The 25,047-nt window shown below is 45.7% G+C and carries 23 protein-coding genes, 1 tRNA gene and 1 pseudogene; 20 read left to right on the top strand and 5 right to left on the bottom strand.

The window, feature by feature from the left end; translation table 11 throughout:
- The first annotated feature begins 73 nt into the window (after positions 1-73).
- Together IPG80_RS06170 and IPG80_RS06175 are read left to right on the top strand one after the other, a co-directional pair.
- Positions 74-1,597: a hypothetical protein gene (locus IPG80_RS06170; RefSeq protein ID WP_345103913.1), complete on the top strand. Its 1,524-nt coding sequence runs from the start codon at positions 74-76 to the stop codon at positions 1,595-1,597.
- Positions 1,598-1,657: 60 nt separating this feature from the next.
- Positions 1,658-2,980 (top strand): GH1 family beta-glucosidase, encoded by a 1,323-nt coding sequence (locus tag IPG80_RS06175; protein ID WP_345103916.1) that lies wholly within the window; start codon positions 1,658-1,660, stop codon positions 2,978-2,980.
- A gap of 57 nt (positions 2,981-3,037) precedes the next feature.
- Here IPG80_RS06175 and IPG80_RS06180 read toward each other — a convergent pair.
- Positions 3,038-3,109: transfer RNA gene (locus IPG80_RS06180), tRNA-Met, on the bottom strand.
- A gap of 138 nt (positions 3,110-3,247) precedes the next feature.
- Between IPG80_RS06180 and IPG80_RS06185 the strand changes: the two genes are divergently transcribed.
- Complete coding sequence (locus IPG80_RS06185; RefSeq protein ID WP_345103920.1) at positions 3,248-4,150, top strand: diguanylate cyclase; 903 nt, start codon at positions 3,248-3,250, stop codon at positions 4,148-4,150.
- Here the strand turns inward: IPG80_RS06185 and IPG80_RS06190 are convergent.
- The 4 genes from IPG80_RS06190 to tpx all read right to left on the bottom strand — a co-directional run bounded on the left by IPG80_RS06190 (position 4,145) and on the right by tpx (position 7,137).
- On the bottom strand, positions 4,145-4,462 hold the full coding sequence (locus IPG80_RS06190) for an AzlD domain-containing protein (RefSeq protein ID WP_345103923.1): 318 nt from the start codon (positions 4,460-4,462) through the stop codon (positions 4,145-4,147). The genes IPG80_RS06185 and IPG80_RS06190 overlap by 6 nt on opposite strands.
- Positions 4,459-5,160: an AzlC family ABC transporter permease gene (locus IPG80_RS06195; protein WP_345103925.1), complete on the bottom strand. Its 702-nt coding sequence runs from the start codon at positions 5,158-5,160 to the stop codon at positions 4,459-4,461. Before IPG80_RS06195 ends, IPG80_RS06190 begins: the two co-directional genes overlap by 4 nt.
- On the bottom strand, positions 5,161-6,510 hold the full coding sequence (locus tag IPG80_RS06200) for a flavin monoamine oxidase family protein (protein WP_345103928.1): 1,350 nt from the start codon (positions 6,508-6,510) through the stop codon (positions 5,161-5,163). It lies immediately after the preceding gene.
- 102 nt (positions 6,511-6,612) lie between these two features.
- Entirely contained in the window at positions 6,613-7,137 is a 525-nt protein-coding gene (gene tpx, locus IPG80_RS06205) for a thiol peroxidase (protein ID WP_345103931.1), read from the bottom strand.
- A gap of 136 nt (positions 7,138-7,273) precedes the next feature.
- Here tpx and rfbC point away from each other — a divergent pair, with 136 nt between their 5' ends.
- The 17 genes and pseudogenes from rfbC to IPG80_RS06290 all read left to right on the top strand — a co-directional run bounded on the left by rfbC (position 7,274) and on the right by IPG80_RS06290 (position 25,033).
- Positions 7,274-7,822, top strand: coding sequence for a dTDP-4-dehydrorhamnose 3,5-epimerase (rfbC, locus tag IPG80_RS06210; RefSeq protein ID WP_345103934.1), 549 nt, complete (start codon positions 7,274-7,276; stop codon positions 7,820-7,822).
- A 32-nt stretch (positions 7,823-7,854) separates the two neighbouring features.
- The gene (gene rfbB, locus IPG80_RS06215; RefSeq protein ID WP_345103937.1) at positions 7,855-8,928 is read left to right on the top strand and encodes a dTDP-glucose 4,6-dehydratase; all 1,074 of its coding nucleotides are present in this window, start codon (positions 7,855-7,857) and stop codon (positions 8,926-8,928) included.
- Positions 8,929-8,949: 21 nt separating this feature from the next.
- On the top strand, positions 8,950-9,843 hold the full coding sequence (gene rfbA, locus IPG80_RS06220; RefSeq protein WP_345103940.1) for a glucose-1-phosphate thymidylyltransferase RfbA: 894 nt from the start codon (positions 8,950-8,952) through the stop codon (positions 9,841-9,843).
- Entirely contained in the window at positions 9,840-10,718 is an 879-nt protein-coding gene (gene rfbD / locus IPG80_RS06225; RefSeq protein WP_345103943.1) for a dTDP-4-dehydrorhamnose reductase, read from the top strand. Before rfbA ends, rfbD begins: the two co-directional genes overlap by 4 nt.
- A gap of 379 nt (positions 10,719-11,097) precedes the next feature.
- Positions 11,098-11,424, top strand: a complete 327-nt coding sequence (locus tag IPG80_RS06230; protein WP_345103946.1) for an NAD-dependent epimerase/dehydratase family protein — start codon at positions 11,098-11,100, stop codon at positions 11,422-11,424.
- Positions 11,372-11,998, top strand: coding sequence for an NAD-dependent epimerase/dehydratase family protein (locus IPG80_RS06235; protein WP_345103948.1), 627 nt, complete (start codon positions 11,372-11,374; stop codon positions 11,996-11,998). Before IPG80_RS06230 ends, IPG80_RS06235 begins: the two co-directional genes overlap by 53 nt.
- Positions 11,999-12,179: 181 nt before the next feature.
- Positions 12,180-13,276: pseudogene (locus IPG80_RS06240) on the top strand (DegT/DnrJ/EryC1/StrS family aminotransferase).
- Between the two features lie 53 nt (positions 13,277-13,329).
- Positions 13,330-15,207 carry an asparagine synthase (glutamine-hydrolyzing) gene (gene asnB / locus IPG80_RS06245; RefSeq protein WP_345103950.1) on the top strand — a complete coding sequence of 626 codons (1,878 nt, stop codon included), beginning with the start codon at positions 13,330-13,332 and terminating at the stop codon, positions 15,205-15,207.
- Between the two features lie 66 nt (positions 15,208-15,273).
- On the top strand, positions 15,274-15,780 hold the full coding sequence (locus IPG80_RS06250) for an acyltransferase (RefSeq protein WP_345104382.1): 507 nt from the start codon (positions 15,274-15,276) through the stop codon (positions 15,778-15,780).
- 7 nt (positions 15,781-15,787) lie between these two features.
- Positions 15,788-15,997 carry a hypothetical protein gene (locus tag IPG80_RS06255; RefSeq protein ID WP_345103953.1) on the top strand — a complete coding sequence of 70 codons (210 nt, stop codon included), beginning with the start codon at positions 15,788-15,790 and terminating at the stop codon, positions 15,995-15,997.
- Between the two features lie 581 nt (positions 15,998-16,578).
- Entirely contained in the window at positions 16,579-17,379 is an 801-nt protein-coding gene (locus IPG80_RS06260) for a class I SAM-dependent methyltransferase (protein WP_345103956.1), read from the top strand.
- The gene (locus IPG80_RS06265; protein ID WP_345103959.1) at positions 17,372-18,676 is read left to right on the top strand and encodes a glycosyltransferase; all 1,305 of its coding nucleotides are present in this window, start codon (positions 17,372-17,374) and stop codon (positions 18,674-18,676) included. The genes IPG80_RS06260 and IPG80_RS06265 overlap by 8 nt, the downstream gene beginning before the upstream one ends.
- Before the next feature lie 10 nt (positions 18,677-18,686).
- Positions 18,687-19,934 (top strand): hypothetical protein, encoded by a 1,248-nt coding sequence (locus tag IPG80_RS06270; RefSeq protein ID WP_345103962.1) that lies wholly within the window; start codon positions 18,687-18,689, stop codon positions 19,932-19,934.
- A gap of 221 nt (positions 19,935-20,155) precedes the next feature.
- Complete coding sequence (locus tag IPG80_RS06275; RefSeq protein ID WP_345103965.1) at positions 20,156-21,598, top strand: oligosaccharide flippase family protein; 1,443 nt, start codon at positions 20,156-20,158, stop codon at positions 21,596-21,598.
- 198 nt (positions 21,599-21,796) lie between these two features.
- Entirely contained in the window at positions 21,797-23,119 is a 1,323-nt protein-coding gene (locus IPG80_RS06280; protein WP_345103968.1) for a glycosyltransferase, read from the top strand.
- A gap of 154 nt (positions 23,120-23,273) precedes the next feature.
- Entirely contained in the window at positions 23,274-24,272 is a 999-nt protein-coding gene (locus tag IPG80_RS06285) for a glycosyltransferase family 2 protein (RefSeq protein ID WP_345103971.1), read from the top strand.
- The gene (locus IPG80_RS06290) at positions 24,269-25,033 is read left to right on the top strand and encodes a glycosyltransferase (protein WP_345103974.1); all 765 of its coding nucleotides are present in this window, start codon (positions 24,269-24,271) and stop codon (positions 25,031-25,033) included. The genes IPG80_RS06285 and IPG80_RS06290 overlap by 4 nt, the downstream gene beginning before the upstream one ends.
- The last annotated feature ends 14 nt before the right edge of the window (positions 25,034-25,047 follow it).

The following is a 25,047-nucleotide window of genomic DNA, read 5'->3' on the forward strand; positions in this document are numbered from 1 at the left end:
TAGAACCGCCAGCCCAATCGGCTGGCGGTTTCAAAAAGTACCTGTAAATAAACTTCATTTAGGAGAAAGCGTCATGCTGCAAAAGAAGAATGGCCGCTACGAAGTGTACGGCAACCCCATTACAGAAAGGCAGACTCGTGCTGCCGATGCATGGAAAGACATGCTCGCCAGGAAATTCAATTACGACCCAAATGAAAAATTTAATCTCACCGTGGAAGACCACCCCTATGGTACTGAGATTTTTGGTCTCAAGAATATCGTCCGCAATGGCAGTGGGCAGCCCGTGGACAAAAAGAACGGCGTGATCGTCAGCACCATCCGCATGGGCTTTGGTCACTATCGCATCGCCATGGCGGGCGTCTCTGCTGCCAAAGCAATGGGCTTCACTCCCTATTGGCTCGACCTGCTTGGCATCCCCGGCATCAGCACAGACGTGATCAACTGGTGCAATACCAATTACAGCAAATACTCGCGCATCTCACAGCGTTATCCCTGGTTTGACAAATACGTCTGGGAATCGCTCACTACTGGCGAACCCTCCCTGCCCGGCTTGGATCAGCTCTTCAATTACATGACCAGCACCTGGCCCTGGCGCTTCCTCAAGACCGAAGTTAAAGACTTCAAAATGAGCGAGCTCTTCAATAATCTCTACGGCGCGCTTCCTTCTGACATGCCCATCCTCACTTCGCACATGTGGAACTGCATGGGCGCCGTCGCTGGCGGCATGACCAACGTCGTGGACATGATGTTTGATAACTGGCCCATGGCGTTCCAACTCACCGAAGGCGCCAAGCATGCAGTTCAATCGCCTTCCGGCTATTACGGCTTCCGCGTGATGCGCGGCTTCGACGACAAAGGCAAAATTCTCAAACCGACTCCATCTGATGCGCTCTTCTTCACCGGTCACCACGTGGATCACGAACTGGTTGAGAACATCGAAGCGGATTGTGATGATCGCATGCGCCGCATGAAAGCGAAAGAACCTCGCCGCTTCCTGTTGACGATGGGTGGGGCAGGCGCACAGCGCGAACTCTTCAAAGCCATCGTGGAACATGTCATTCCGCTCGTCAAGCAAGACAAGATCACTCTCTTCGTCAACCTTGGAGACCACAAGAACAACTGGGAATGGCTGCAGGGTGAGCTCAAAGAATACAAAGACCTTATTCAAACCCACTTTACCTGGGAAGATACCCGCGAATTCACCGACAGCATCCGCAAGAAGCCTGCGCATGGTTTGCACGTCTTCCTGCATGACAACACCTTCCATGCCGTCTATGCCACCAACTACCTCATGCGCGTGGTGGACGTGATGATCACCAAACCCAGTGAACTCGCCTTCTACCCCGTGCCCAAGATTTTCAATGCCCGCGTCGGTGGGCATGAAATGTGGGGCGCCATCCGCGGTGCAGAGATCGGTGACAGCACCGTTGAAGTCCGCACCATTCCACAGACCCTGCAAGCCATCGACATGCTGACCGACTACGATGACCTGCTCACCATGTTCTGCGATTGCATCGTCAAGAACAAGAGCATCGGCATCTACGACGGTGCGTACAAGAGCGTGGAGCTCGCCACTGGCAAGAAGTTCAAGCGATAAGCTCAGAATGCAGAATGATGAATCTAATTCATCATTCTGCATTCTATATTCTGCATTCAAATGACAACCTACAAATTCCCACATAACTTTCTTTGGGGCGCGGCTTCTGCTGCCTATCAAGTAGAAGGTGCATGGAACGAAGACGGCAAAGGCGAATCGATCTGGGATCGTTTCAGTCATACCCCCGGCAAGATCAACGATGGCAACACTGCCGATATCGCCTGCGATCATTACCACCGTTATGAAGAAGACATTGACCTAATGCGCCAAATTGGTCTCAAGGCTTATCGCTTCTCCACAGCGTGGAGTCGTGTCTTGCCCAACGGTCGCGGACGTATCAACCCCAAAGGCTTGGATTTTTACGACCGACTCGTAGACCGTCTGTGTGCTGCTAACATCGAGCCGCTGCTCACACTCTATCACTGGGATCTGCCTCAAGCTTTGCAAGATGAAGGCGGCTGGGAGAATCGCAACACTGCCCATGCCTTCGCCGATTACACCGCGCTGATGGTCAAGCGTCTCGGCGACCGCGTCAAATATTGGACGACCTTCAATGAACCAAGTGTCATCACCTTCATCGGTTTTCTCACAGGCGAACACGCGCCCGGCTTCAAGGATCGACGCATGGCGTATCAGGTGGCGCATCATCTCATGCTGGCGCATGGACTGGGGATGCAAACCATCCGCGCCATCAAACCGGATGCGAAGGCGGGTATTGTGCTTAACTTATGGATGTCAGAACCCGCCTCAGACTCCGCCGAAGATTTGGCAGCTGCTAATAAATTTTGGGACGAAAACGAAACCTTGTTCCTCGACCCGCTCTTCAAGGGGCATTATCCTCCCGCCGTGTATGACATGATTGGAAAAGACATGCCAAAGATCCAGGACGGTGACATGGCATTGATCGCACAAAAGATGGATTATGTTGGCATCAACTACTATTCACGCAATGTGCTCACTGCAAAAGGAAAAGCGGAAAAGATCGAGGGCTCAGAATACACCGAAATGGGCTGGGAAGTTTGCGCACCGGCATTGAGGCGTATGTTGGTCAAGATCAACAGCGAATACAACCTGCCGCCCATCATCATCACCGAGAACGGCGTGGCATTCAAAGATGAGGTCAGCGCTGATGGCAAAGTCCATGACCCGCGCCGCATCGAATACCTCAAGAACCACTTCATCCAAACCCGCCTTGCCATGCTGGACGGCGTAGACGTCCGCGGCTACATGGTCTGGTCCCTGATGGATAACTTCGAATGGGGGCATGGTTTTTCCAAACGTTTCGGTCTCGCTTACACCGACTATGCCACCCAGAAGCGCACGCTCAAGGATTCGGGCGAGTGGTATGCCGATGTGATCCGAAAAAACCGGGTGGCAGAGTAAGCCGTCTTTCGCTACAGGTAAAGAAAAAAACCCGCAATTTGCGGGTTTTTTTGTTAGTGCCGAGGGGGAGATTTGAACTCCCGACCAAGGGCTTATGAGTCCCCTGCTCTGCCACTGAGCTACCTCGGCGTGGTCAAAGCGGGGCAAATATTACTACGGGCACGGGGAATTGTCAACTTTTGCGGCTTTTCATGTCAAAATCCGTTCAGCCGAAAAATCCACAAATTGTGTGAATGCACCCTGCTATAATGGGGGAAAGGTGCATCCATGAATATTCTTGTACTGGAAACAGACCCAAGGGAAATGACAGTCATTCAAAAGGCGGTCAATGGAGATGACAATACAGTGACGCCTATTGCCTCAAGCGCACAAGCATGGCAGGCATTTGAAGGCGGCGGCATTCAGTTCCTGATCGCTGATCAGGATAATACAGACTTGAGTCAGGCGCAGTTGATCCAGCGTATTCGTACGATGCAGACAGTGGAACCGGTTTATATTTTGATCATCTCCTCCAAGATCCCGGATGGAGTGTTGATTCCCAAAGGCGATGATTATTTAATACGCCCTTATACTGCTGAGGATTTGAAAAACCGCATCGAGATCGCAGAGCGGATTATTTCGTTAACTACCCGGTTAACTGAGGCAAATCAACAAGTTGAAAGCCAGGCGGCGTTTGATTCTTTGACCGGTTTTATTAATCGCGCCGGGTTCTTGCGCCAGGCAGCCGGAGAATTGGAACGGTCACGCCGCGCATCCATGCCAATGAGCTTGATCGCATTGGATATCGATAATTTTAAATTGATCAACGATAAATTCGGCGCAAAAACGGGGGATGATGTACTCGAGGTGGTGGCCCAGTCCATTCGAGACAAGAGCCGCCCTTACGATTGCATCGGACGATGGACCGGGGACGAGTTCGTGATTGCGCTACCCGGTGTGATCGGCGCGGATGCGGAAAAGGTGGCAGGGAGAGTTATCGCCGGGGTACGGGGCACCCGTATCGAGGTCCCAAATGAGCCGCCTTTGAATGTAAAGGTCAGCGCGGGTGTTGCATCCATCATGCGGATCACATCCACAACCGAAGTGGAGCCCATCATCCAAAGCGCGCGCCAGGCAGTGGCACGCGCAAAGGAAGCGGGGGGGAATCAGGTCTATCTGGTCTTTTTATAGTCCCAGCCATTTTAGTAGAAATAATGCTGCCATCCCAACCAGGATGGTGACCAGTGTATTCCGCGAAAGCCAGGCTGTGATAATGGCAATGCCGCCCGCCAACAGGCGTGTGTTGGTGAGTGAAACATCGAACGCGCCATTTCGTATGAAGAGTTCGGGGAAAATAATGGCAGAGAGCACGGCAGGTGGGACGTAATGTAAGGCTTTACGCATCGTCTCCGGGAACTCGAATTTGCCGAACAAATAGATCAGCGAGAAGCGCATCCCGAAGGTGATCAGCCCGCCGATGATCATAACCAGCCAGATATTCATTTTGCCCCCTTTGTAGAAATTCCACTTTCCAATATTGTGCCCACTGCAATGCCAACCAATGCGGCAAGGATTAAGCCCAGTTTGAACGGCAGGCTATACGCGAGCAGTGCTGTGATGCCTGCACTCAATGCGGCAGCGACCATCGGCTGTTTTTTTAAGACGGGAACTACCATGGCGATGAAGGTGAGCGGCAGGGCAAAATCCAGCGACCAACTTTCAGGGATCGCCGCGCCAAGAAAAATGCCGATCGCCGTGCTTACCTGCCAGTTGAACCACAGGGAAAACCCTGCACCGAGCAGGAACCAGTGTTTGTGTGTTTGCAGACCTTCTTTTTCGTAATTCAAAATGGAGGGGGCGTAGGCTTCATCGGTGAGGAAATAGGAAAGGATCACCTTCCATTTGAGTGACAGGTCTTTCAGGTAGGGGGCAAGCGATGCGCTATATAGCATGTGCCGCAGGTTAACAACGGCTATGGTCAGGATCATGACGAACGCAGGCGCACCTTCTCCGGCTAATTGGGTCGTGATGAATTGCGCCGACCCCGCAAATACAATCGATGACATCATTTGCGCCGCCACATTCGACAGCCCGGCATTGACCGCCAGCGCGCCATAGATCATCCCGAAGGGGAACACGCCGATCAAGAGGGGCACTTCAGCACGGACGCCCTCTACAAAATTCCTTCTTGCTTCGCTCATTTACTGTCCTTTTTCTATGATATTTCTTGCCACACGTTGACCGCTCTCTACTGCGCCTTCCATGAAGCCTTGATAGATCGTGGCGTGTTCCCCGGCAAAATATAAACGCCCGGCAGGGGAGAAGAGTGCTTGCCAGTGGGCAGTCACTTGATTGGGAGCATACGCCATATAAGAACCCCGTGTAAATATTTCGTTGCCCCAGGCAATGGTTTGGGTATTTTCGATCAGATCGGAAAAACCGGGAAATATCCTGTCGATTGCTGAAACCGCGGTCTGAATACGCTCTGTATCAGATAATCGGGTGAGTGCCGCGCCGGGTTCCCCGCCTGTATAGGCAGTCAGGATGCCGCGTTCACCTTCCAGGTGGCTTGTTGCATCCCAGGTATATATGATCGGGAGATCCGTGTTCACCCGCCCGTTCCAGCCGCGTTCATGCCAGAAGCGTCTGCGGTATTCGATCATTACCTTGGTCACCGAGCCGTAGGAAAGTCCATTCAACATGGCATGATGGGCTGTGGGCAGACTTCCGTCAAAGTCGATCTGCCTTGCGGTCGTCAACGGTATGGCGAGGATCGCATACGCCGCGCGGATGGTATGGAATGAATCCGCTTGCTTGTATGTGACGACCACTTCCTCTGCTTGAACCTTGACCGAACTGACAACCGCATTCAAACGCAAATCGGGCAGCCGGCTGGCGATCGCATTTGGAATTTGGTCATTGCCGCCGATCACACGGAAAGCCGGGTCTGCGGCGTCCGGGTCGCTGTAATAAAGCGCTCCATTGCGAGCCAGGTCAAGGAGTGAAAAATCTTTCGGTTCGCAGGTGTACTCTGCGCGAATATGATTCGCGAACAGTGTCTTTGCCAGCGGGTGTACCTGTAAACTTTCGATCCAACTCTGCGCATTTTGAGCATCAAGCTCCCTGGCGTTGATGGCGGCAATGGGATTCGCAGGGTCTGAAACCTGTTTGCCGAGTTCAGCCAAAGCCACCCAAACCTGCTTGTATTCTTCGCTGAGATCCGTGCCCCATAGGGCTTTATCTTCCATTAGACCAGTCTTGCCTTCAAGCGCCGCCCAATCCCCGCTCTGGTTTTGCCAGGTGCCAACGTTACCCAAACGCAGGTCAAATTCCTTTGCCAGCGCGATCATCCGAAACTGGCTCTCGTTGATATACTCCGCGCCGCCCTCAGCGATCAATCCGCTTGAGAACGCCCTCGCAGTGTGAACACGCCCGCCCACACGCTCACGCGCTTCCAGCACGGTCACATTCCAACCGGCTTTATTCAATTCATGTGCGGCAGCGAGCCCGGACATGCCTGCGCCAATAACAATGATCGATTTTTTATTCATAGATTTGGATTTTATCATCAGGATGAAAAAAGCCGTCCCCAAGACGGGACGGCTTTCGCTCTTTCCAAGGCGTGGGCTTGATGCTGCCGCCCAAACACTTTACTAGCCGAGAGCTTTCTTCGCGGCTTCGATCACTTCGTTGTAATCCGGCTCATTGCCAAGGGTCGGCAGGTAGTTGACATAGGTCAGTTTGCCATCACGTCCTACAATGAAGACCGAGCGGCGCAGGTAGCGGCGTTCCTTAATCAGAATGCCGTACTTGATGCCAAATTCACCGTCAAGCACATCCGAAACCACCTTGACCTTATCCACACCGGCGGCGCCGCACCAGCGCTTCTGTGCCATGGGGAAATCCGTGCTGATGGTGTAGATGACGATGTCATCGCTCAGTTTGGCGGCTTCTTCATTGAAACGGCGGGTTTCGCGGTCACAGACATCCGTATCCAGTGAGGGAACCGCAGAAAGGATGATCACCTTGCCCTTGGATTCCTGAAGCGGATTCACTGAAGCCCATCCGGGCACAACACTGGTAAATTCCGGCGCAGCCTGCCCAACCTGTACTTCATCACCAATAAGAGTGGCGAAAGCATCGCCCAATTTAAATACATCATTTCGAATCGTGGTCATAAACGTTTTCTCCAGAAGTTTTTTCTTTAATTTTATCAGATGCGATTACCCTTGCCGCTCTTACATGATCCGCTTTGATTGCAGATATAATAAGGAATTGCAATAGAATTTTGAAAACTGGAGAGCCCGTCAGACCATGGAGTTCCTGCCCACTAAGATCCCCGATGTCATACTCATTAAACCTAAAGTCTATGAAGACCCGCGCGGTTATTTTATGGAAACCTACCGAGTTGACCGCTTCTCTACCGGGGGCATCCCGCAGAATTTTGTTCAGGAAAACCAATCTCGTTCTCAAAGAGGCGTCCTGCGCGGGCTGCATTACCAGATCCGTCAGGCACAGGGGAAGTTGGTGCGGGTGATCGCCGGAGAGATATTTGACATTGCTTTAGATATCCGCCGCAATTCACCGACCTTTGGGGAGTGGGTTGGTATAATCCTTTCTGCTGAAAATCGCCAACAATTATGGCTGCCTGCCGGGTTTGCCCATGGCTTTTATGTCATGAGTGCATATGCCGAGGTTGTTTACAAGGTCACTGATTATTACGCGCCAGAATGGGAACGCAGCATTCAATGGAATGACCCAAAACTCGGCATTAATTGGCCTCTGTATAATAACGAAGCCCCGATTCTTTCCTCAAAAGATGTCAACGGAAAACCCCTGGCAGAAGCAGAACTTTTTGATTAAGTAAAAACATTCCCCAAGGAAATCACTTTTTGATGAAAAATGTATTGGTCACTGGTGGGGCAGGGTTCATTGGCTCGAACTTCATTCACTATTTTCTACGCACCGAAACGGATGTCCGTCTTATTAATCTGGATTCACTGACCTACGCTGGTAATTTGGATAGCCTGCAAGATATTGCAAATGACCCGCGCTACCGTTTTGTGCAAGGCAATATATGCGACAGTGAGCAGATCGACGCGGTATTGCGTGAGTATCAGATCGATACCATTGTACATTTCGCTGCAGAATCGCATGTAGACCGTTCCATTTTGGGACCCCGTCAGTTCATTGAGACGAATGTGATGGGTACCTTTACCCTATTGGATGCTGCGCGAAATTATTGGATTCGCGACAAAGCTCATGCGCTGGATGATGTTCGTTTTCACCATGTTTCCACAGATGAAGTCTTTGGGTCACTTGCGCCCGGCGAGCCCGCATGGACGGAAGAAACCCCGTATGCGCCCAATTCTCCATATGCCGCCTCAAAGGCGTCCAGCGACCACCTTGTTCGTTCGTATGGGCATACCTATGGTTTGCCATACACCATTACGAATTGTTCCAATAACTACGGTCCATATCAATTCCCTGAAAAATTGATCCCATTGACGATCCTAAATGCACTGGAGGGGAAACCCCTGCCGGTATATGGTGACGGTCAGCAGATCCGCGACTGGCTGCATGTGGAAGATCATTGCGAGGCGATCTACCTTGTACTTGCGAAGGGAAAGACTGGCTCAACTTATAATATTGGCGGTGAGAACCAACCTGCCAACCTGACCATTGTAGAGACCATTTGCGATATTCTCGACGAAGTTAATGCCGGGTCGGAGTTTACCCCGCACCGAAACCTGATCCAATTCGTGAAAGATCGCCCCGGGCATGACTGTCGCTACGACATGGATACTCACAAGATCAGCACCGAACTCGGTTGGCGCCCGCGGCACACCCTGACCGAAGGTTTGCTGGATACAGTGCAGTGGTATCTGGCGCACCCAGAGTGGGTGAGTGCCGTCCGTCAGCGGCAGGAATATAAAGGCTGGTTGGATGCGAACTACAAGTCACGTTAACTTGAAGAGGAGCGCAGAGAAATGAAGGGAATTATTCTGGCGGGTGGGCGCGGCACACGTTTGTATCCATTGACATTGGCGGTGAGCAAGCAAATGTTGCCGGTGTACGATAAGCCGATGATCTATTACCCCTTATCCATGCTAATGTTGGCAGGGATTCGTGAAATTTTAGTGATCAGTTCTCCTGAAGACCTGCCCGGCTTCCAACGATTGTTGGGCGATGGTGCTCACTGGGGCATGAAATTCTCCTACGCCGAGCAGGCAGAGCCGCGCGGGCTGGCAGATGCATTCATTATTGGCGAAGATTTTCTTGCGGGTGAATCAGCATGCCTGATCCTCGGTGACAATATCTTCTTTGGGCATGGCTTGTCAGATCATATTCAACGCGCAGCTGAACTAAAGAAGGGCGCGCTGGTCTTTGCTTATTCCGTTCAAGACCCGGAGCGTTACGGGGTGATCGAATTTGATTCGGCTGGCAAAGCCGTAAGCCTGGAAGAAAAACCAAAACAGCCCCGCTCGAATTATGCGGTTCCCGGATTATATTTTTACGATGAGCGCGTATCAAAATTTGCAAAGGCGCTCAAACCTTCTGCCCGCGGTGAGATCGAGATCACAGACTTGAACCGCATCTATCTGGAAATGGGGGAGTTGCAGGTCATTCCGTTGGGGCGCGGCGTGGCGTGGCTGGATGCCGGAACACACGAGTCTCTTTTGCAGGCATCCAATTTTGTGCAGACCATCGAAGAACGACAAGGGCTGATGATCTCGTCGCCCGAAGAGATCGCTTATTACAAAGGGTTTATTGACCGTGAGCAGCTCAAAGGTCTGGCTGAAAAACTTGCCAACACCGGCTATGGAAATTATCTTTCCCGCCTTGCGGCGGATACCAAAAACACAAAAAATATCGATTTATGAAGATCCTTTTGTTTGGCAAGACCGGTCAATTAGGTTGGGAAGCGCAGCGCACGCTGGCTCCCCTGGGTGAAGTGGTTGTGTTGGGCTCCAAGGACGTTGATCTGACCCGCCCGGATGGACTTGCCGATCATATTCGACAGATCAAGCCGCAGGTCATTGTAAATACGGCAGCCTATACCGCCGTGGATAAAGCCGAATCCGAGCCGGATGCGGCTATGACCGTTAACGCCAAAGCACCCGGTGTGATGGCAGAAGAGGCGCGTGCGCTCAAGGCTGTGTTGATCCATTTTTCCACCGATTATGTTTTTGATGGGATGATGGGTTCACCGTACAAGGAAGAGGATGCCACGAATCCGCTCAATGTGTACGGTCGAAGCAAATTGGCAGGCGAACAGGCTATCGCTCAGGTTGGAGGCGGGCACGTCATCTTGCGCACAAGTTGGGTTTACAGCCTGCGCGGAGATGGGTTTGTCAATAAGGTGCTGGCATGGTCTCGCAAACAGGAAACGCTACAGATCGTGTCTGACCAGGTTGGCAGCCCTACCTGGGCGCGGATGCTGGCGGAGACCACGGCGCTTCTTCTTCGACGGGGGAGCGGGTACCTGCACGAACGGGCTGGTCTTTATCATCTGGCAGGGGCAGGGCACACCAGCCGCTTCGAGTGGGCGCAGTCCATTTTGGAGGCGGATCCGAATAAGCAAGAGCAAGTTACAAAGGAAATAGTGCCAGCCGTCACCGCCGATTTCCCAACCCCGGCGCAACGTCCGCTTTTTTCGGCTCTGGATTGCTCAAAATTCGAAAAGACTTTTGATTTGCATCTACCCGGTTGGAAAACTACCCTCAAGCTGGCACTTGACCCGCTAAATACCGCTTAATGCGGCATTGTCATTAAATGCTGTGACCATGATCTGTAAAATTTTGGTTATGGTAAACTATTTGCATGCTTTTCAATGGAAATGAGTTGAATGTGTTGGCTATAAGCCCAATCGAGAGGTTGCGTTGAATCAGAAGTAAAATGTTCGAAAGATCGAAGCGTTTTCTTGTAGATTCTGCTGCAGCCTGTATGATTTATATAAATTGGCGTGCTTGAAAAAAAAAGAGGCCGGGGGATATGATATTCGACGTCTGACAATATTGGAGAGCGGATTCTTGTCAAAGTGGGGCAGGATGCCCATGATAGAATCTTTTTTTCTTGTAAATTATCGTTAAAACGAAATCTATTTTTGCTTGCGAAAGGTTGTAGTCTGTATTTTCATGGATATAAAAAATAAATCTATCATGCTTATCGGCGGGGCAGGTTTGGTGGGCTCGCATATCGTTGATGAATTGATTAACGAACCGGTGAAAGAGATCGTAATTTTTGATAACTTTGTGCGCGGTTCCCGTAATAATTTGGATCTCGCTGCTAAATCTCCTAAAGTTAGAATTATAGAAGGTTCCATCACCGACAATGATGCTCTGCGCCAAGCCATGCAGGGCATTGACGGCGTGTTCCTGCTTGCGTCACTGTGGCTGGGCGAATGCGTCAATGATCCACGCAGTGCCGGAAACAAATGTGATGGGAACATGGAATGTGGTTGAAGCCTGCCATGACCTAGGAGTGAAGCGTGTTGTTTATTCCTCTTCGGCTTCAGTGTATGGCAATGCGCTTATTACGCCCATGACCGAAGAGCATCCCTTCAATAATCGCACAACTTATGGTGCGACCAAGATTGCAAATGAGCAAATGTTTCGTTCCATATATGAACAATACAAACTTCCATATATCGGTTTTCGTTATATGAACATTTATGGTGAACGTATGGATTACGAAGGTACTTATGTTAGTGTGATTATGAAGGCCATGGATAATATCCTTGCCGGAAAGCCGCCCGTGATCTTTGGTGACGGTTCGCAGATGTACGATTTTATTTATGTGAAGGATGTGGCGAAAGCTAATGTTCTTGGTATGAAAGCAGAATGCGCGGACGAGTTCTTCAATATCGGTATGGGAGTGGGTACCACCATCAATGAACTAGTGGATATGTTGTTGGAACTATCCGGTTCGGACTTGAAGCCTGAATACAAGCCGCAGGCACAAAGTTTCGTTACGCATCGAATTGGCAGCACTGAAAAAGCCGAAATGATTGGTTCAAGGCAGATACAGATCTACTAGATGGTTTGCGTCAGGTTGTTCAATGGCGTAAGCGAAAGATAAGTTGACTCGCAGTTGAGACTTCTAGGAAAATGAAAGCCCAATTATAAATTTAGGTAGCAAAATTCCTTATGAAAATACCTATTTCAAAACCTTTTTGGAGAAGAAGAAAAAAAGCAATCCAAGAACCTTTAGAAACTAGTTGGGTGGTGCAAGGTCAAAAGTAAATGAATTTGAAGGTCTTTTTGCAGAGTATACGCGGACTTCATATGCATTAGCTACAACATCTTGTACTACGGCTTTACACTTAGCTTTAATCGCATTGGATGTGCAGCCAGGAGATGAAGTGATAATTCCTCCATTTACTTGGGTCGCGACTGCAAATGTAGTAGAAATGCTTGGCGCTCAACCTGTATTTGTCGATATTGAATTAGATACATTTAATATTGATGTGTCTAAGATCGAGGCTGCCATTACACCGCTTACGAAAGTTATTATGCCAGTAAGTTTATTTGGGGTAAGTGCCCCAATGCATCCGAGTATGGATATTGCAAAAAATACCATCTATTTGTTGTGGAGGATGATGCCTGTGCTACCGGGGCTTGGTATCAGGGGCACCATGCGGGTACATTGGCTGATATTGGCTGTTTTAGCTTTCATCCTCGTAAAGCGATTACAACAGGTGAGGGTGGGATGGTGGTCACAAATTCAACTGAACTTGCTGAAAAAATACGCTCCTTACGAGATCACGGCGCATCAAAAAGTGATTTGGCAAGGCACCTTGGCTCACGAAGTTACCTTTTGCCTGAGTTTAATGTTGTTGGTTATAACTATCGAATGACCGATTTTCAAGGTGCTATTGGTGCGGCGCAAATGCATCGTTTAAAATGGATTCTTGAACAACGGTCACGGATTGCAAGTCGATATGACAGGGAATTGTCAGATTTGAAGTGGTTGCGTACACCAATGACACCTAAAGGGTATCAACATGGTTATCAATCATATGTTTGCTTGTTCCGACCTGAAGAACCATCTCTTGAAAACGTTGAGCGGTTATCAAATAGTCGGAATGCTTTGATGGATAATTTGGAGTCATCTGTTATTGCTACCCGCCCTGGTACCCATGCTGTTCATATGTTGGGATATTACAAAGAAAAATATTCTATTTCACCATCAGATTTTCCTAATGCATATCTGGCAGATCATTTGACTATTACTCTGCCTTTGTATGCTCAAATGTCTGAAGATGAACAAGATTATGTGATTGAGCGGTTGAAGAGCTATATTCCACAGGTTTGATAAGATTTTTTGACGGTTGTTAGGTTATTCGAAATGAATTGAGGTGATATTCGATGTGTGGAATAGCAGGTATTATAAATACTAATGGTGCTCCTGTAGATAAATCTGTTGTTAAAAAAATGACAGATGCAATTGCACATCGTGGTCCAGATGGTGAAGGACAGTGGATTGAGGGTAATGTAGGATTTGGGCATCGTAGATTGGCTATTATAGATCTTTCTTCAGATGCCGAGCAGCCGATGATTAGCATTGATCATCGGTATGTCATGGTCTATAACGGGGAGATGTATAATTTCAAAGAATTGCGTGCAGAATTAGAAGAATGTGGATATTGGTTTCGTTCACATTCTGATAGCGAAGTGGTATTAAATGCGTTAGCTGAATGGGGACCAAAAGCCTTGGTTCGGTTTAATGGAATGTTTGCTCTTGCACTGTGGGATCGTAAAGAACACACCTTGCTTTTGGCTAGGGATCGATATGGTGTCAAGCCGCTTTATTACGCACAGCAGGGTACACGTTTTGCCTTCGGCTCGGAGCAAAAGGCAATTTTAGCATTGCCTCAGTTTGAGCGTGTTCTAAACAAACCCGCTTTGCTCGAATACTTTACCTTCCAGAATATTTTTACCGATCAAACTCTGCTTCAAGATGTTACACTTCTACCGCCCGGGTATTTTCTCACTTTTGATTTTGTATCCGGACATCAACAACGAACCCAATACTGGGACTACAATTTTCGTGAGTCTGAAAAACCTGCTCGCTATGAAGAATATCTTGAAGAACTGGATCGTCTTTTTCGTCAAGCTGTCAACCGACAGCTTGTTAGTGATGTTGAACTAGGTGCCTATCTTAGTGGGGGAATGGATAGTGGTTCTATCACTGCCATTGCCTCGCAATCTTTGCCGAAACTTAAAAGTTTTACTATCGGTTTTGACCTTACAACTGCATCTGGTATGGAATTTGGGTACGATGAACGTGCCAAAGCGGAAGCAATGTCTGCTCGATTTAAGACTGAGCATTATGAGATGGTTTTGAAGGCAGGTGATATGGAACGTTGTCTGCCTGCACTTGCCTGGCATCTGGAGGAACCACGAGTCGGTCAGAGTTATCCAAATTACTACGCTGCAAAACTTACGAGCAAGTTTGTTAAAGTGGTGCTGTCTGGCAGCGGCGGTGATGAATTGTTTGGTGGTTATCCTTGGCGATACTACAGGGCTGCAGGAAGCCAAGACTTTGAACAATATATAGATCAATACTACCTTTATTGGCAGCGTCTAGTTAATAATACCGAATTAAAGGCAATGTTTGCGCCAGTGTGGGGTGATGTAAATAAGGTTTGGACACGGGATATCTTTCGAGATGTTTTTTCTTTAAACGACAATAAACTTGAGAAACCCGAAGATTACATCAATCACTCCCTTTATTTCGAAGCTAAAACCTTCCTTCATGGCTTGTTCGTAGTGGAAGATAAGCTCTCAATGGCTCATGGATTGGAAAGTCGTGTCCCATTTATGGATAATGATTTGGTTGATTTTGCCATGCAGTGCCCGGTAAATTTAAAGTTGAATAACCTGGCGGATGTTATTCGAATTAATGAAAATGAGCTGGGGAGCAAGCAGGATAAATACTTCAAAAAAAATAACGATGGTAAACAATTAATGAGGGATATGATGTCTCATTACTTACCTGCAGATATTGCGAAAGCCGAGAAACAGGGTTTTTCATCTCCTGATGCAAGTTGGTTTAAGGGCGAAAGCATCAACTTTGTTGAACGCGCTCTTCTGATTGGACAACCTCGTATTTATGAGGTGTTAGACCGTCACACGGTTGAAGAATTGGTACTTGAACATCTTAGCGGAAAAAACAATCGCCGATTGTTGGTCTGGTCATTATTAAATGTTAATCAGTGGATGGAAGATACTTTATTTTCATGATGGATCAATATGAAAAATAAATTTAATTCCCAGAAAAAAGCTGGTGATCAGAAAAAGAATGATCGCATAGATGAACTTCTTGAGGAGCTTCAAAAGTTGTTTTTGCAACAACAATATGATGTGCGTGATCGTTTAAACCGTAGTCTTCCTTTTGCAGACTACATTGTTGACCGTTGGAAGAAGTCCCAATTACTTGGTTTTGGTGAGGGAACGAGTATATATGATAGCGCCGTTGTATTAGGTGATGTAAAAGTAGGTATGCATACCTGGATTGGACCTTTTACAGTATTGGATGGATCAGGTGGTCTTGAAATAGGGAATTATTGCTCTATTAGTGCTGGTGTACAGATTTATACTCATGATACAGTAAAATGGGCAATTAGTGGGGGGGGGGAGCAGCCAGATCGAGCGCCGGTTCGAATTGGGAGTAATTGTTATATTGGGCCAAATACGATCATCAGCAAAGGAATATCAATTGGGGATGGCTGCATAATTGGCGCAAACAGTTTTGTTAATCGAGATATTCCGTCGGGCAGGAAGGCTTGGGGAACTCCAGCTAGAATGATTGAATGATAGAACGATGAAAAATTTTAAGAACATTTCTTCCATTGTAGTAAATGAAGAATTATCTTGGAAAGACAAGATTTTCTTGACGTTTGATATTGATTGGGCACATGATGACGTGCTCAACGACACCATTGATCTTGTCGAAGAGGCAAATATAGCTGCCACATGGTTTGTGACCCATGAAACACCCTTGTTAAGTCGATTACGCGAATTCAAAATTTGAGTTGGGACTTCATCCAAATTTCAATTTTCTGCTTGAGGGTGATATTCGTAATGGAAAAAATTGCCGTGAAGTAATTGACCGAATGTATGCTATTGTGCCTGAGGCAGTATCTGCGCGTAGTCATTCTATGACACAAAATTCAGGTATTCTTGAATTATTTAAAGTAGATTAACTCATGAAGTAAACCATTTCATTCCCGCCCAAACGCATATAGAACTTAAGCCGTGGTTGTTATGGAATAATCTGGTTCGAGTTCCATACAATTGGGAAGATGATGTTCATTGTATGTACGGATTAGAGAAGCGTCTGAGCAGTTTTATCAGGTTTTCTGGGCTTAAAGTTTTCGATTTTCACCCCATTCATATCTTCCTTAATACAGAGAATCTTGATCGCTACGAGCGCACCCGTCCTTTACACCAAAAACCCGATGAATTGATCAAACACCGCTATGAAGGTTATGGTACTCGCAACAGGTTGTTGGAGTTGTTGATGATGGCAAAAAATGATTAATTCCGACTCGGTGGAATTGCATTGAGGGTAAAAAAATTGATGATCGAGATCAATGGGAAAGAATGGACTGCATGGAAAATATGACTCTAAACCTTAAAACCGCGCTGGCCAAGGTGCAATCTATGAGCCGGCAAAGTATTGGTCATAACGACGAGATGTTCTTGCAGAGAATTTATGGTGAAGGACTAAATAAATACACAGAACGCCTTCGGGCTATCGGCTTTGCAGGGCATGAGCATGTATTGGATGCCGGCTGTGGTTTTGGGCAATGGTCGCTTGCGCTTGCGGGCATGAATCAGAAAGTCAGTGCTTGCGATATTTCGCCACTGCGTGTGGATTTTCTTGGTAACCTGGCGCGGGAACTCGCCGTTCCCAATCTCGATTTCCGTCTGAGCGGTATCGATGAATTGCCCTACGCTGATGATAGTTTTGACGCCATCTTCTGTTATGGCGTTGTATTTTTGACGCCCTGGCGTAAATCGCTGATGGAACTAACGCGGGTGCTAAAACTAGGTGGAACGTTATATGTTAATGCCAATGGGCTCGGTTGGTATATGTTTCTCTGGCAAGAGGAGCATAACAAGGCAGATGACTTCGACCCCAAAGCGATAGCCGCACGAACCTTCACTGACACCCTGCGTTATGACCGCGAGAATGTTTTTGAGCCTGGAATGAATTTGATTATTGAGCCGAGCGTTTTAGAGGGGGAACTTCAAAAACTGGGCTTTTCAGCAATAAATAGTTCTGGGGAGGGTTGCATTCATATCGATCCATCTACACCAACACCTAATCCTTTTTTTAAGGGCGATTACAAAGGGCAAATTGGAGTGTACGAGATTTTGGCAACTTTAGGAAACAAACACTATGAATAAAGAGAAAATAAAAGTCGCACTTATTGGTAATATTGCAAATAACTTTTTCCGAGAGGCTCAATCCTTACAATCCTCTTCGAAAATTGTCTGCCATTTATATGCAGTTGTCAATCAATTTACACCAAACACTGAGCTTCCAGAATCTGATAAACCGGAACTTAAAGGAAACTATCCTCAATGGATTAAATTAATGGAAAGTATTCCTGTTAAGCATCTCATTTTGTTGAGTCTTGGTTTAGGTTGGATACGTAGCCGCAAAGAGTTGAAATATATTAAAATATTAAGCCAATATGATCTATGTGTTTTTTCCGGGCCAGAAGTAGTGCTTCTTCCTTGGGTAAAAACGAAAACCATATTTCGTGTTACTGGGAGCGATATTACTGTCTTTCCAACACTTACCTACAGTGAATTTAAGATTATTAGATCTTTGCCGCGGGTTGGAAATCTTATGGATAATTTTCGATCTAAGCTTAATTATTATCTTAACCAGCGACTATACAGAATAGCTGTTAGAAAAGCTTCTTTTATATCTGCTCCCATTACAGCTCTACCATATAAACATGCTTTGAATCGGCTAAAGAGGTATGATTTTATCGAAGATATTTTTAGGTTGGCAGTGGACATGGACGTCTTTAAAAGAAACGAAAATTCTGCTGAATATTCGTTCAAACGATGGGGAATCCAAGAATTAAATTTCAACATTTTTGTTCCGTCTAGAATGATGCTTCGTAATACGGAAATCCATAAAATAACAGGTCAATGGAAAGCGTCTGAGAAGATTTTTTATGCCCTTCAGTTATTCCTTAATGAATTAATACCCCAACAGCGCTCTCGAGTGAAATTAATTATTCCTGATAGGACAGCTTCTGATGATCTCGACGCAGCCAAGGAACTAGCAAATCAACTAAATCTTAATGACAACATCATTTATGTTAAGGGAGATAACATCTCGGGATTAACACGATCTGAAATGTTGAACATTTATTCCGTGTCGCAAGTGGTGTTAGATGATTTTGGCGCAGGATGGTACGGTTCTGTTTCAGTGGAAGCACTTTCTTGTTCTTGTCCAGTGATTACATTTGTTCCAGATAACCTGATGTTTGAAAGTTTTTCGTGGCATCCCTTTTTAGTGGCATTTACCCCTGATGAAATAGCCTCTCATTTACGATTTTTATTTGATAATCCTGAAGAGACAAAGAGACTAGGGGCACAAGGCTGGCAATGGGTTTCAGAGTTTCACTCTGAACAGGCAGTACGAGAACGTTTGGAATCTCGTATTGCAGAGATAGTTAAGTAGGTTTTATTTAATGCATAAATATTTTTCATCCTTAAAGTATGTATTATCAATTTCTATAAATGCATTCATCGGTATCATCGTATTCTTAATATTGCTTCCCTTTGTATTAATTTTTAGACAGATGAAAAGTAAAGTTGTTGGTGAGAATGAAACCTTATTGTTAGCCGGGGTGGAAACTTCTAATAATATGAGAAATATTTCCGCCGTGTTGGCAGAGTCCAGAATTTACAAGGTGTATGTTCATGAATTTATTGAGAATCCATTATATAAAGAAGATGGTTTTTCCCCTTGGGTGCATAATATCCGTTTTGGTGTTTGGTGTTCTTCCGACCATTTCTTAATAAGATCGGGTAAGCGGGCGATCCGTTTTATTGTCTTTTTGAAAATGCTTCTAAAAATTGATATATTTTTCTTTAATTGGACAGTATCCTATTTGCCTCTTAACTTGGATTATTTACTCATCAAGGCAGCTAGAAAAAAACTTATTGTCAGACACTGTGGAAGCGACGTGAGATATCGCCCACTTCAACATGCTATCCATCGTTCTTTTGGTGTTTCCCAGTGGTTTGGTGCGAAATCTTCACCTGTTGATTTGGCAATTAAGCTGTATAAGCAATGCTTTTCTGAATTAACTGCAATCGTGCTTTCTACACGGGATCATGCAACTTTTCAATACTATCCATTGGTCGAAAGACCATACATTCAGATGCCTTTGCCAAGAACTGTTGGTTTGTCATTAGAAAAGAAATTAATCCTTCATGCCCCATCTGATCCATCTATTAAGGGGACTTCAATAGTAATAAAGGCAATTCAAATTTTGGAAACCTGCCGAAAGGATTTTGAGTTTTTATTGCTTACTGGCATGCCTCACGAAGAGGTTCTTCAGGTATTGAAACGTACAACGATCTTGATTGATCAACCTGGGGCAGTACTGCTTAGACTTGCAACTGAAGGCTTTGCTTCTGGTTGCGTAGTGATTGGCGGGAATGTTTTGGATCTTCATGGGTACAATGATTGTCCGTCAATTCAATTTCCTGATGATGCTGAGAAATTAGCACAAATTCTTGATAAATTACTTTCAAATCAGGAAGAAATGGAAACCCTTGCTGATTTATCATACTCTTTCTGGCTTGATCACTTTTCACCAGAAGCTTATAACTCTTATTTTGTTAAGGTACTAAAAAGGGCAGGCAAGGATGTTTTCAAGAGTAAAGAATCACGAAATTATTATGATAAATGCAACAACTGTTTGGTATGAAAAATTAGTAGTGCGTTTACGCTATGGTAAATGGTTTGAGGCAATATAAATAATTCCCAAAAAGATCCTCGAATTTATTGTGTCTATGTATGTTTAATTTTGATTTCAGAGGGTATTGTCGTATATGTACTACTCTTGTTGCTTGGGTATTCATGCTTAATATCGATTTTTGGTTATTAGCCCTTCTTTTGGGACAAAATTTTTATACTGGAAGCTAATTTATGAACTTAAGATTTTTTCGGCAAATTTTTACAGACAGTGTAGTTTATGGTGGGGCGGACCTTCTTACAAAGATGTTGTCGTTTTTTACTTTCCCGCTTCTTGCTGCCGCATTATCTCCTAAGGCATTCGGTGTTTTGGATTTAATTATTACAATAACTGGGCTATTGGGACTTTTCATTAATTTCGGACTAAATAATGCTGTATCTATTTATTATTGGGATGTAAATACAACAAATGTAACCAAACCTGTAATTGTGACTTCCGGTTTGGTTGCTCAAACATGTTTTGGATTTCTAGCAATTGGGATAGGACTTGCGGTCATCCCTTTTATTTTGCCAAAGATAAAAATTTTAGAATTACCAATTACTTGGGTTTCATTGGTTGCCGCCTTGCTTTTCATGGCGTTTTCTCAGTGGTCACAGTATATTTTAGATGTTTTGCGATTGCATTTTGCCCCATGGCGTTTTTTCTTATTAGCTATTATAACAAGGGTTGTGTCAACATTCATTGGTTTGATAGCTGTGGTGAGATTAAGTATGGGTATTGATGGTTTGTTACTTGCTCAAACTATTGTATTGATGTTGACTGTACCTTTATCCCTTTGGATGATTCGCACCGATTTTAAACCTGCCAGCATAGATTATCAGTGGATGAAACAGCTGGTTCTCACTGGTTATCCTTATATCTATGCTGGGTTTGCATTTTGGTTGTTTGGATCGATAGATCGTTGGATGCTTGCTACAATGACTTCTGTGGAAGAGGTTGGGATTTATTCAGTTGCATTTCGCTTCGCCTCTTTTGTGATGTTTGTGTCAGCTGCTTTTGGGAAAGCATCGAGCCCTCTAGCCTTTAAAGTAAAAGCCGACCATCCTCAAGAATACAGCACCATATATGGAGATGTACTCTTGTTGTTGATATATGTTATGTTGCTTTTTGGCGGAGGTATGGCGTTATTTTCAGGAGAAATTATTAACCTTTTGATGCCGGACGAATATCTTCGCAGCGGGTTACCTCTTGCGATACTTTGTATTGGTATTGTTGTTCAATCTACGCAACAGGTAACAGGTATCGGAATTTCACTTGAGAAGAAAACATACTTGTTTGGGCGACTTGCTTGGATTACAGCAGGATTAAATTTTGTTCTTAATTGGTTGCTTATTCCAACTTATGGTGCTACTGGTTCTGCGAGTGCTAAGTTAATTTCTTATTTATTTCTTACAGGCAGCTATATGTATTATACCCAACAACTACACCCAGTAACTGTGAATTGGAAAAGATTTATGGTTTTGTTAGCATTTTTCATCTTGATTACAATAGTTTCGATTATGTTTATATCTGAATCGTTGGTTTTATCTGTTTTCTTCTCTAAGGTTATTTTTGTCGCAGTCAGTTTCTTAGTGGTCTGGAGATTCCTGCCTATCCCATCACTCAAAGAGATTTAACTGCAATATACCGGGCAAGAAGAATCTGGCAGAATAAACATACCCCGTCAAATGTATTGACGGATATTCGACAGGGTAATCTCCTACAGAAAGTTATCGCTGGTGTATTACCGTTTCAACTGCAATATTGGCGTTTGCTTAATTTTTGCCGCTGGTTGTCCTTGATCGAACCGACTCGCTAACCTGAAGCTCTATTTCATGAAGATCCTGATCATCGCCACCTATTTTCCGCCGCAAAATTCTGTTGCCTCGCTGCGCCCGTATTCCTGGGCGAAGTATTGGTCGCGTGCTGGGCATGATGTCACTGTGTTAACAACACGAAAACATGATCACCCCACAAACACAGTCTATCCGTACACAGGGTTTGCAGTTCGTGAAGTAGAAATGCCTTTCTTCAATTTGCTGCGCGGTTCACTGGGAAAAAAAAACGCCGAAAAATATACAGATTCAAAAAATATGCCCAAGGCAAAATTGAGGGCGTTTGCGGTGGGCGTCATAAATAAATTGATCCAATGGTTCCAAACGAAATATGGAGTGCTCAATGCTTGCAGGATGCCCGACCTGACTGACCTATGGGTGGAACCGGCATTTCAAGCCGTCGCAAACGAACGGTGGGATTTGGTCATAAGTTCAGCATGGCCATATACGGTTCATCGTGTGGCGTATAAATTGCGAAAAGCCGGGATCGCGAAATTATGGATCGCAGATTGGCGTGATCTGTGGACAGAGAATCACCTATACCCTGGAATGTGGCCGTTCACGATCTTCGAAAAGAGAAACGAACGCTCCTGGATGACTGTGGCTGATTTCATTACAACAGTATCAGACCCCCTGGCGCTTGTGTTGGAGCGCAAGTACGGCAGTAAGGTTTCTGTGATCTACAATGGTTTTGACCCTGAAGATTATGAAAATCTCCCAAAGGAGAGGTCATTTCCGCAAGATGGGGTCTTTCGCATTATATATACCGGTTCGGTCTATGCAGACAAACAGGACCCCTCAGCATTGTTTCAAGCTATTGCACGCCTGCATGAAGCCGGGCATCTTTCACCTGATCGATTGCAGATAATTTTTTATGGAAACAATGCCGATATGCGAACATTGGCGAAAGAAATGAATATTGTTGATTATGTTCAATATGGAGGATTTCTTCCCCGTCAGCAGGTGCTTCATTTTCAGCGAGATGCGGATGCGTTACTCTTTCTGGAATTCAAGTCTGACCATGTGCAGGGAATCCTAACTGGAAAATTATTTGAATACTTATTTGCAGGTCCTCCCATTCTTTCTGTAGGGATCGGCTCAGACATGTCTGCAAGTACAGTACTCAATGCAACCGGGCGTGGAGAGTCTTTTGGCGAAAATGTGGACACTCTTGCTCAAAGAATTCATGAGTTGGTAGATGGTAAAGCGAATGGTTTGGAACGGCACCTACCTGTAGGTGAAGAACGCCGCAATTCGGCTGTCATCCAATACTCAAGAAAACGACAGGCTGAAAAACTGATAGGTTTAGTGTCAGATACTTAGCTCCTTTTTATGCTGTTTGATACCTATGGATGCAGTTCGGCGGTTTTTGGGCTGAGCTGCGTTTTTTTATTCAAGGCTTGGTTCAAAATGAAATTCAATAATAACGAAATGCCTTTAATTGTGTTTACGTTCTCTACTCATTTATAATAGGCGAATGCCAGAACCTTTTGTATCAATTGTGATTGTTGCTTGGAATAGCGGTGCCCACCTGTCTCGATGCCTATCCTTGCTTTTGGAACAGACTTACCAGGATTTTGAAATCGTTCTTGTGGATAACGGATCCACAGATGGTTCCGTAAAGGATGTACGGGGGCAGTTCCCAAGTCTAGCCATAACAGTGAAACATCTTGAAACCAATCTTGGGTTTGCCGTTGCCAATAATATTGGTGTTCAACTGGCGAAAGGGAAATGGATTGCACTCTTGAATGCCGATGCTTACCCTGAACCAGATTGGTTGAATCACCTTTTATTGGCAGTTGAGAATAACCCAGGATTCATGGCGTTTTCCTCGAGACAACTTCAATATAGTGCTCCTTTTTTACTTGACGGCGCTGGCGATGCCTACCATATCAGTGGTCTTGCCTGGCGAAATAGTTATAACCTGACTGCTGAAAAAAACGGGCTGGAAGAGCGGGAAATATTCAGTCCATGTGCCGCCGCTGCATTATATTCACGCGAAGTATTTTTGAAGGTTGGCGGCTTTGATGAGGATTATTTTTCTTATTTTGAAGATGTCGATCTGGGGTTTCGTTTTCGGATCCATGGTAAGAAGTGTTTATATGTACCCAACGCCATTGTTCATCATGTAGGCTCTGCCAGCACAGGAAAGCGTGGTGACTTTTCTGTTTATTATGGGTATCGCAATATGATCTGGACATTTGTAAAAGACATGCCCTCCCCATATTTTGGCTTGTTTTTACCGCTTCATCTTTTTACCCTATCTTTCTTTATTGCTTACTTGACCATGCGGGGGCAGGGTGGGGTTATTGTACGGGCGATTCGAGATGCTTTGCGTGGGTTGCCCATGATATTGAAAAAACGAAGAGAGATTCAAAGTAACATTCAAGTGAAACCTGGAGAAATCCTGCAATTCATGTCCAGAGGACTGCTGGAGCCTTATCAGGAATTTGTGAAACGGAACCGCCGCGGATGACTGACTTTCCTCTTATTACAATTTCCATTGTCAGTCACGGAGATGCAGAAAAGATCGTGCATCTGCTGGATAGCATTCAAAAATCTGAGCCAGAGACTGCTATTCGTTTTCAATTGATCCTTACCGATAATCTGAAAAATAAACTGCCTGATTTCGACCCATCCCCATGGCATTCTTTTGTTATGCTTCGAAATGAAAACCCCTTGGGGTTTGCCGAAAATCACAATCGCGCATTTGAGGTGGCACAGGGGGAGTACTTTGCGGTACTTAACCCCGATCTGATCTTTGAACGTCCGGTGTTTGCTGACTTGCTCAACACTCTAAAAGCGCATCAAGCAGACTTGGTTGCCCCCCAGATCATTGACGAAACTGGAACCGTGCAGGACTCTTACCGCCCGCTTCCAACTCCATTTGAAATGATCCAGCGCCGACTGCCCGGCTACACCTTCAAGCCATTCCTGCCAGACAGTGACGGCATGATCCACCCGGATTGGATCGCAGGTATGTTTTGGCTGCTGCCTTCCGCTTCCTATCGCAAGCTTGGCGGTATGGATAAACGTTTCCGCCTCTATCTGGAGGATGTGGATTTTTGCAGCCGCCTCCGTCTGGGTGGCATGAAGCTGATGGTGGATAGCAGGCTCAAGGTCCGGCATGATGCGCAGCGTTCCAGCCGCAAAAAACTGTATTACCTCTATCTACATTTTCAAAGTGCATTACGTTTCTTCTTGTCACCTGTTTATCGGCAGATACGTCGAAAATGAGGTCTTGATGGGGT

This window comes from Candidatus Villigracilis vicinus (assembly GCF_016702885.1).
GTDB classification, from domain to species: Bacteria; Chloroflexota; Anaerolineae; order Anaerolineales; family Villigracilaceae; genus Villigracilis; species Villigracilis vicinus.

What these genes read in the sequence shown, in the direction of transcription:
- IPG80_RS06230 (WP_345103946.1), top strand. Translation starts at nt 11,098, where the DNA reads ATGGATATAAAAAATAAATCTATCATGCTTATCGGCGGGGCAGGTTTG.
- IPG80_RS06175 (WP_345103916.1), top strand. Translation starts at nt 1,658, where the DNA reads ATGACAACCTACAAATTCCCACATAACTTTCTTTGGGGCGCGGCTTCT.
- IPG80_RS06200 (WP_345103928.1), bottom strand. Translation starts at nt 6,510, where the DNA reads ATGAATAAAAAATCGATCATTGTTATTGGCGCAGGCATGTCCGGGCTC.
- rfbA (WP_345103940.1), top strand. Translation starts at nt 8,950, where the DNA reads ATGAAGGGAATTATTCTGGCGGGTGGGCGCGGCACACGTTTGTATCCA.
- IPG80_RS06185 (WP_345103920.1), top strand. Translation starts at nt 3,248, where the DNA reads ATGAATATTCTTGTACTGGAAACAGACCCAAGGGAAATGACAGTCATT.
- IPG80_RS06290 (WP_345103974.1), top strand. Translation starts at nt 24,269, where the DNA reads ATGACTGACTTTCCTCTTATTACAATTTCCATTGTCAGTCACGGAGAT.
- IPG80_RS06235 (WP_345103948.1), top strand. Translation starts at nt 11,372, where the DNA reads ATGATCCACGCAGTGCCGGAAACAAATGTGATGGGAACATGGAATGTG.
- asnB (WP_345103950.1), top strand. Translation starts at nt 13,330, where the DNA reads ATGTGTGGAATAGCAGGTATTATAAATACTAATGGTGCTCCTGTAGAT.
- tpx (WP_345103931.1), bottom strand. Translation starts at nt 7,137, where the DNA reads ATGACCACGATTCGAAATGATGTATTTAAATTGGGCGATGCTTTCGCC.
- IPG80_RS06280 (WP_345103968.1), top strand. Translation starts at nt 21,797, where the DNA reads ATGAAGATCCTGATCATCGCCACCTATTTTCCGCCGCAAAATTCTGTT.
- IPG80_RS06255 (WP_345103953.1), top strand. Translation starts at nt 15,788, where the DNA reads ATGAAAAATTTTAAGAACATTTCTTCCATTGTAGTAAATGAAGAATTA.
- rfbC (WP_345103934.1), top strand. Translation starts at nt 7,274, where the DNA reads ATGGAGTTCCTGCCCACTAAGATCCCCGATGTCATACTCATTAAACCT.
- IPG80_RS06265 (WP_345103959.1), top strand. Translation starts at nt 17,372, where the DNA reads ATGAATAAAGAGAAAATAAAAGTCGCACTTATTGGTAATATTGCAAAT.
- IPG80_RS06195 (WP_345103925.1), bottom strand. Translation starts at nt 5,160, where the DNA reads ATGAGCGAAGCAAGAAGGAATTTTGTAGAGGGCGTCCGTGCTGAAGTG.
- rfbB (WP_345103937.1), top strand. Translation starts at nt 7,855, where the DNA reads ATGAAAAATGTATTGGTCACTGGTGGGGCAGGGTTCATTGGCTCGAAC.
- IPG80_RS06275 (WP_345103965.1), top strand. Translation starts at nt 20,156, where the DNA reads ATGAACTTAAGATTTTTTCGGCAAATTTTTACAGACAGTGTAGTTTAT.
- IPG80_RS06285 (WP_345103971.1), top strand. Translation starts at nt 23,274, where the DNA reads ATGCCAGAACCTTTTGTATCAATTGTGATTGTTGCTTGGAATAGCGGT.
- IPG80_RS06190 (WP_345103923.1), bottom strand. Translation starts at nt 4,462, where the DNA reads ATGAATATCTGGCTGGTTATGATCATCGGCGGGCTGATCACCTTCGGG.
- IPG80_RS06270 (WP_345103962.1), top strand. Translation starts at nt 18,687, where the DNA reads ATGCATAAATATTTTTCATCCTTAAAGTATGTATTATCAATTTCTATA.
- IPG80_RS06260 (WP_345103956.1), top strand. Translation starts at nt 16,579, where the DNA reads ATGGAAAATATGACTCTAAACCTTAAAACCGCGCTGGCCAAGGTGCAA.
- IPG80_RS06170 (WP_345103913.1), top strand. Translation starts at nt 74, where the DNA reads ATGCTGCAAAAGAAGAATGGCCGCTACGAAGTGTACGGCAACCCCATT.
- rfbD (WP_345103943.1), top strand. Translation starts at nt 9,840, where the DNA reads ATGAAGATCCTTTTGTTTGGCAAGACCGGTCAATTAGGTTGGGAAGCG.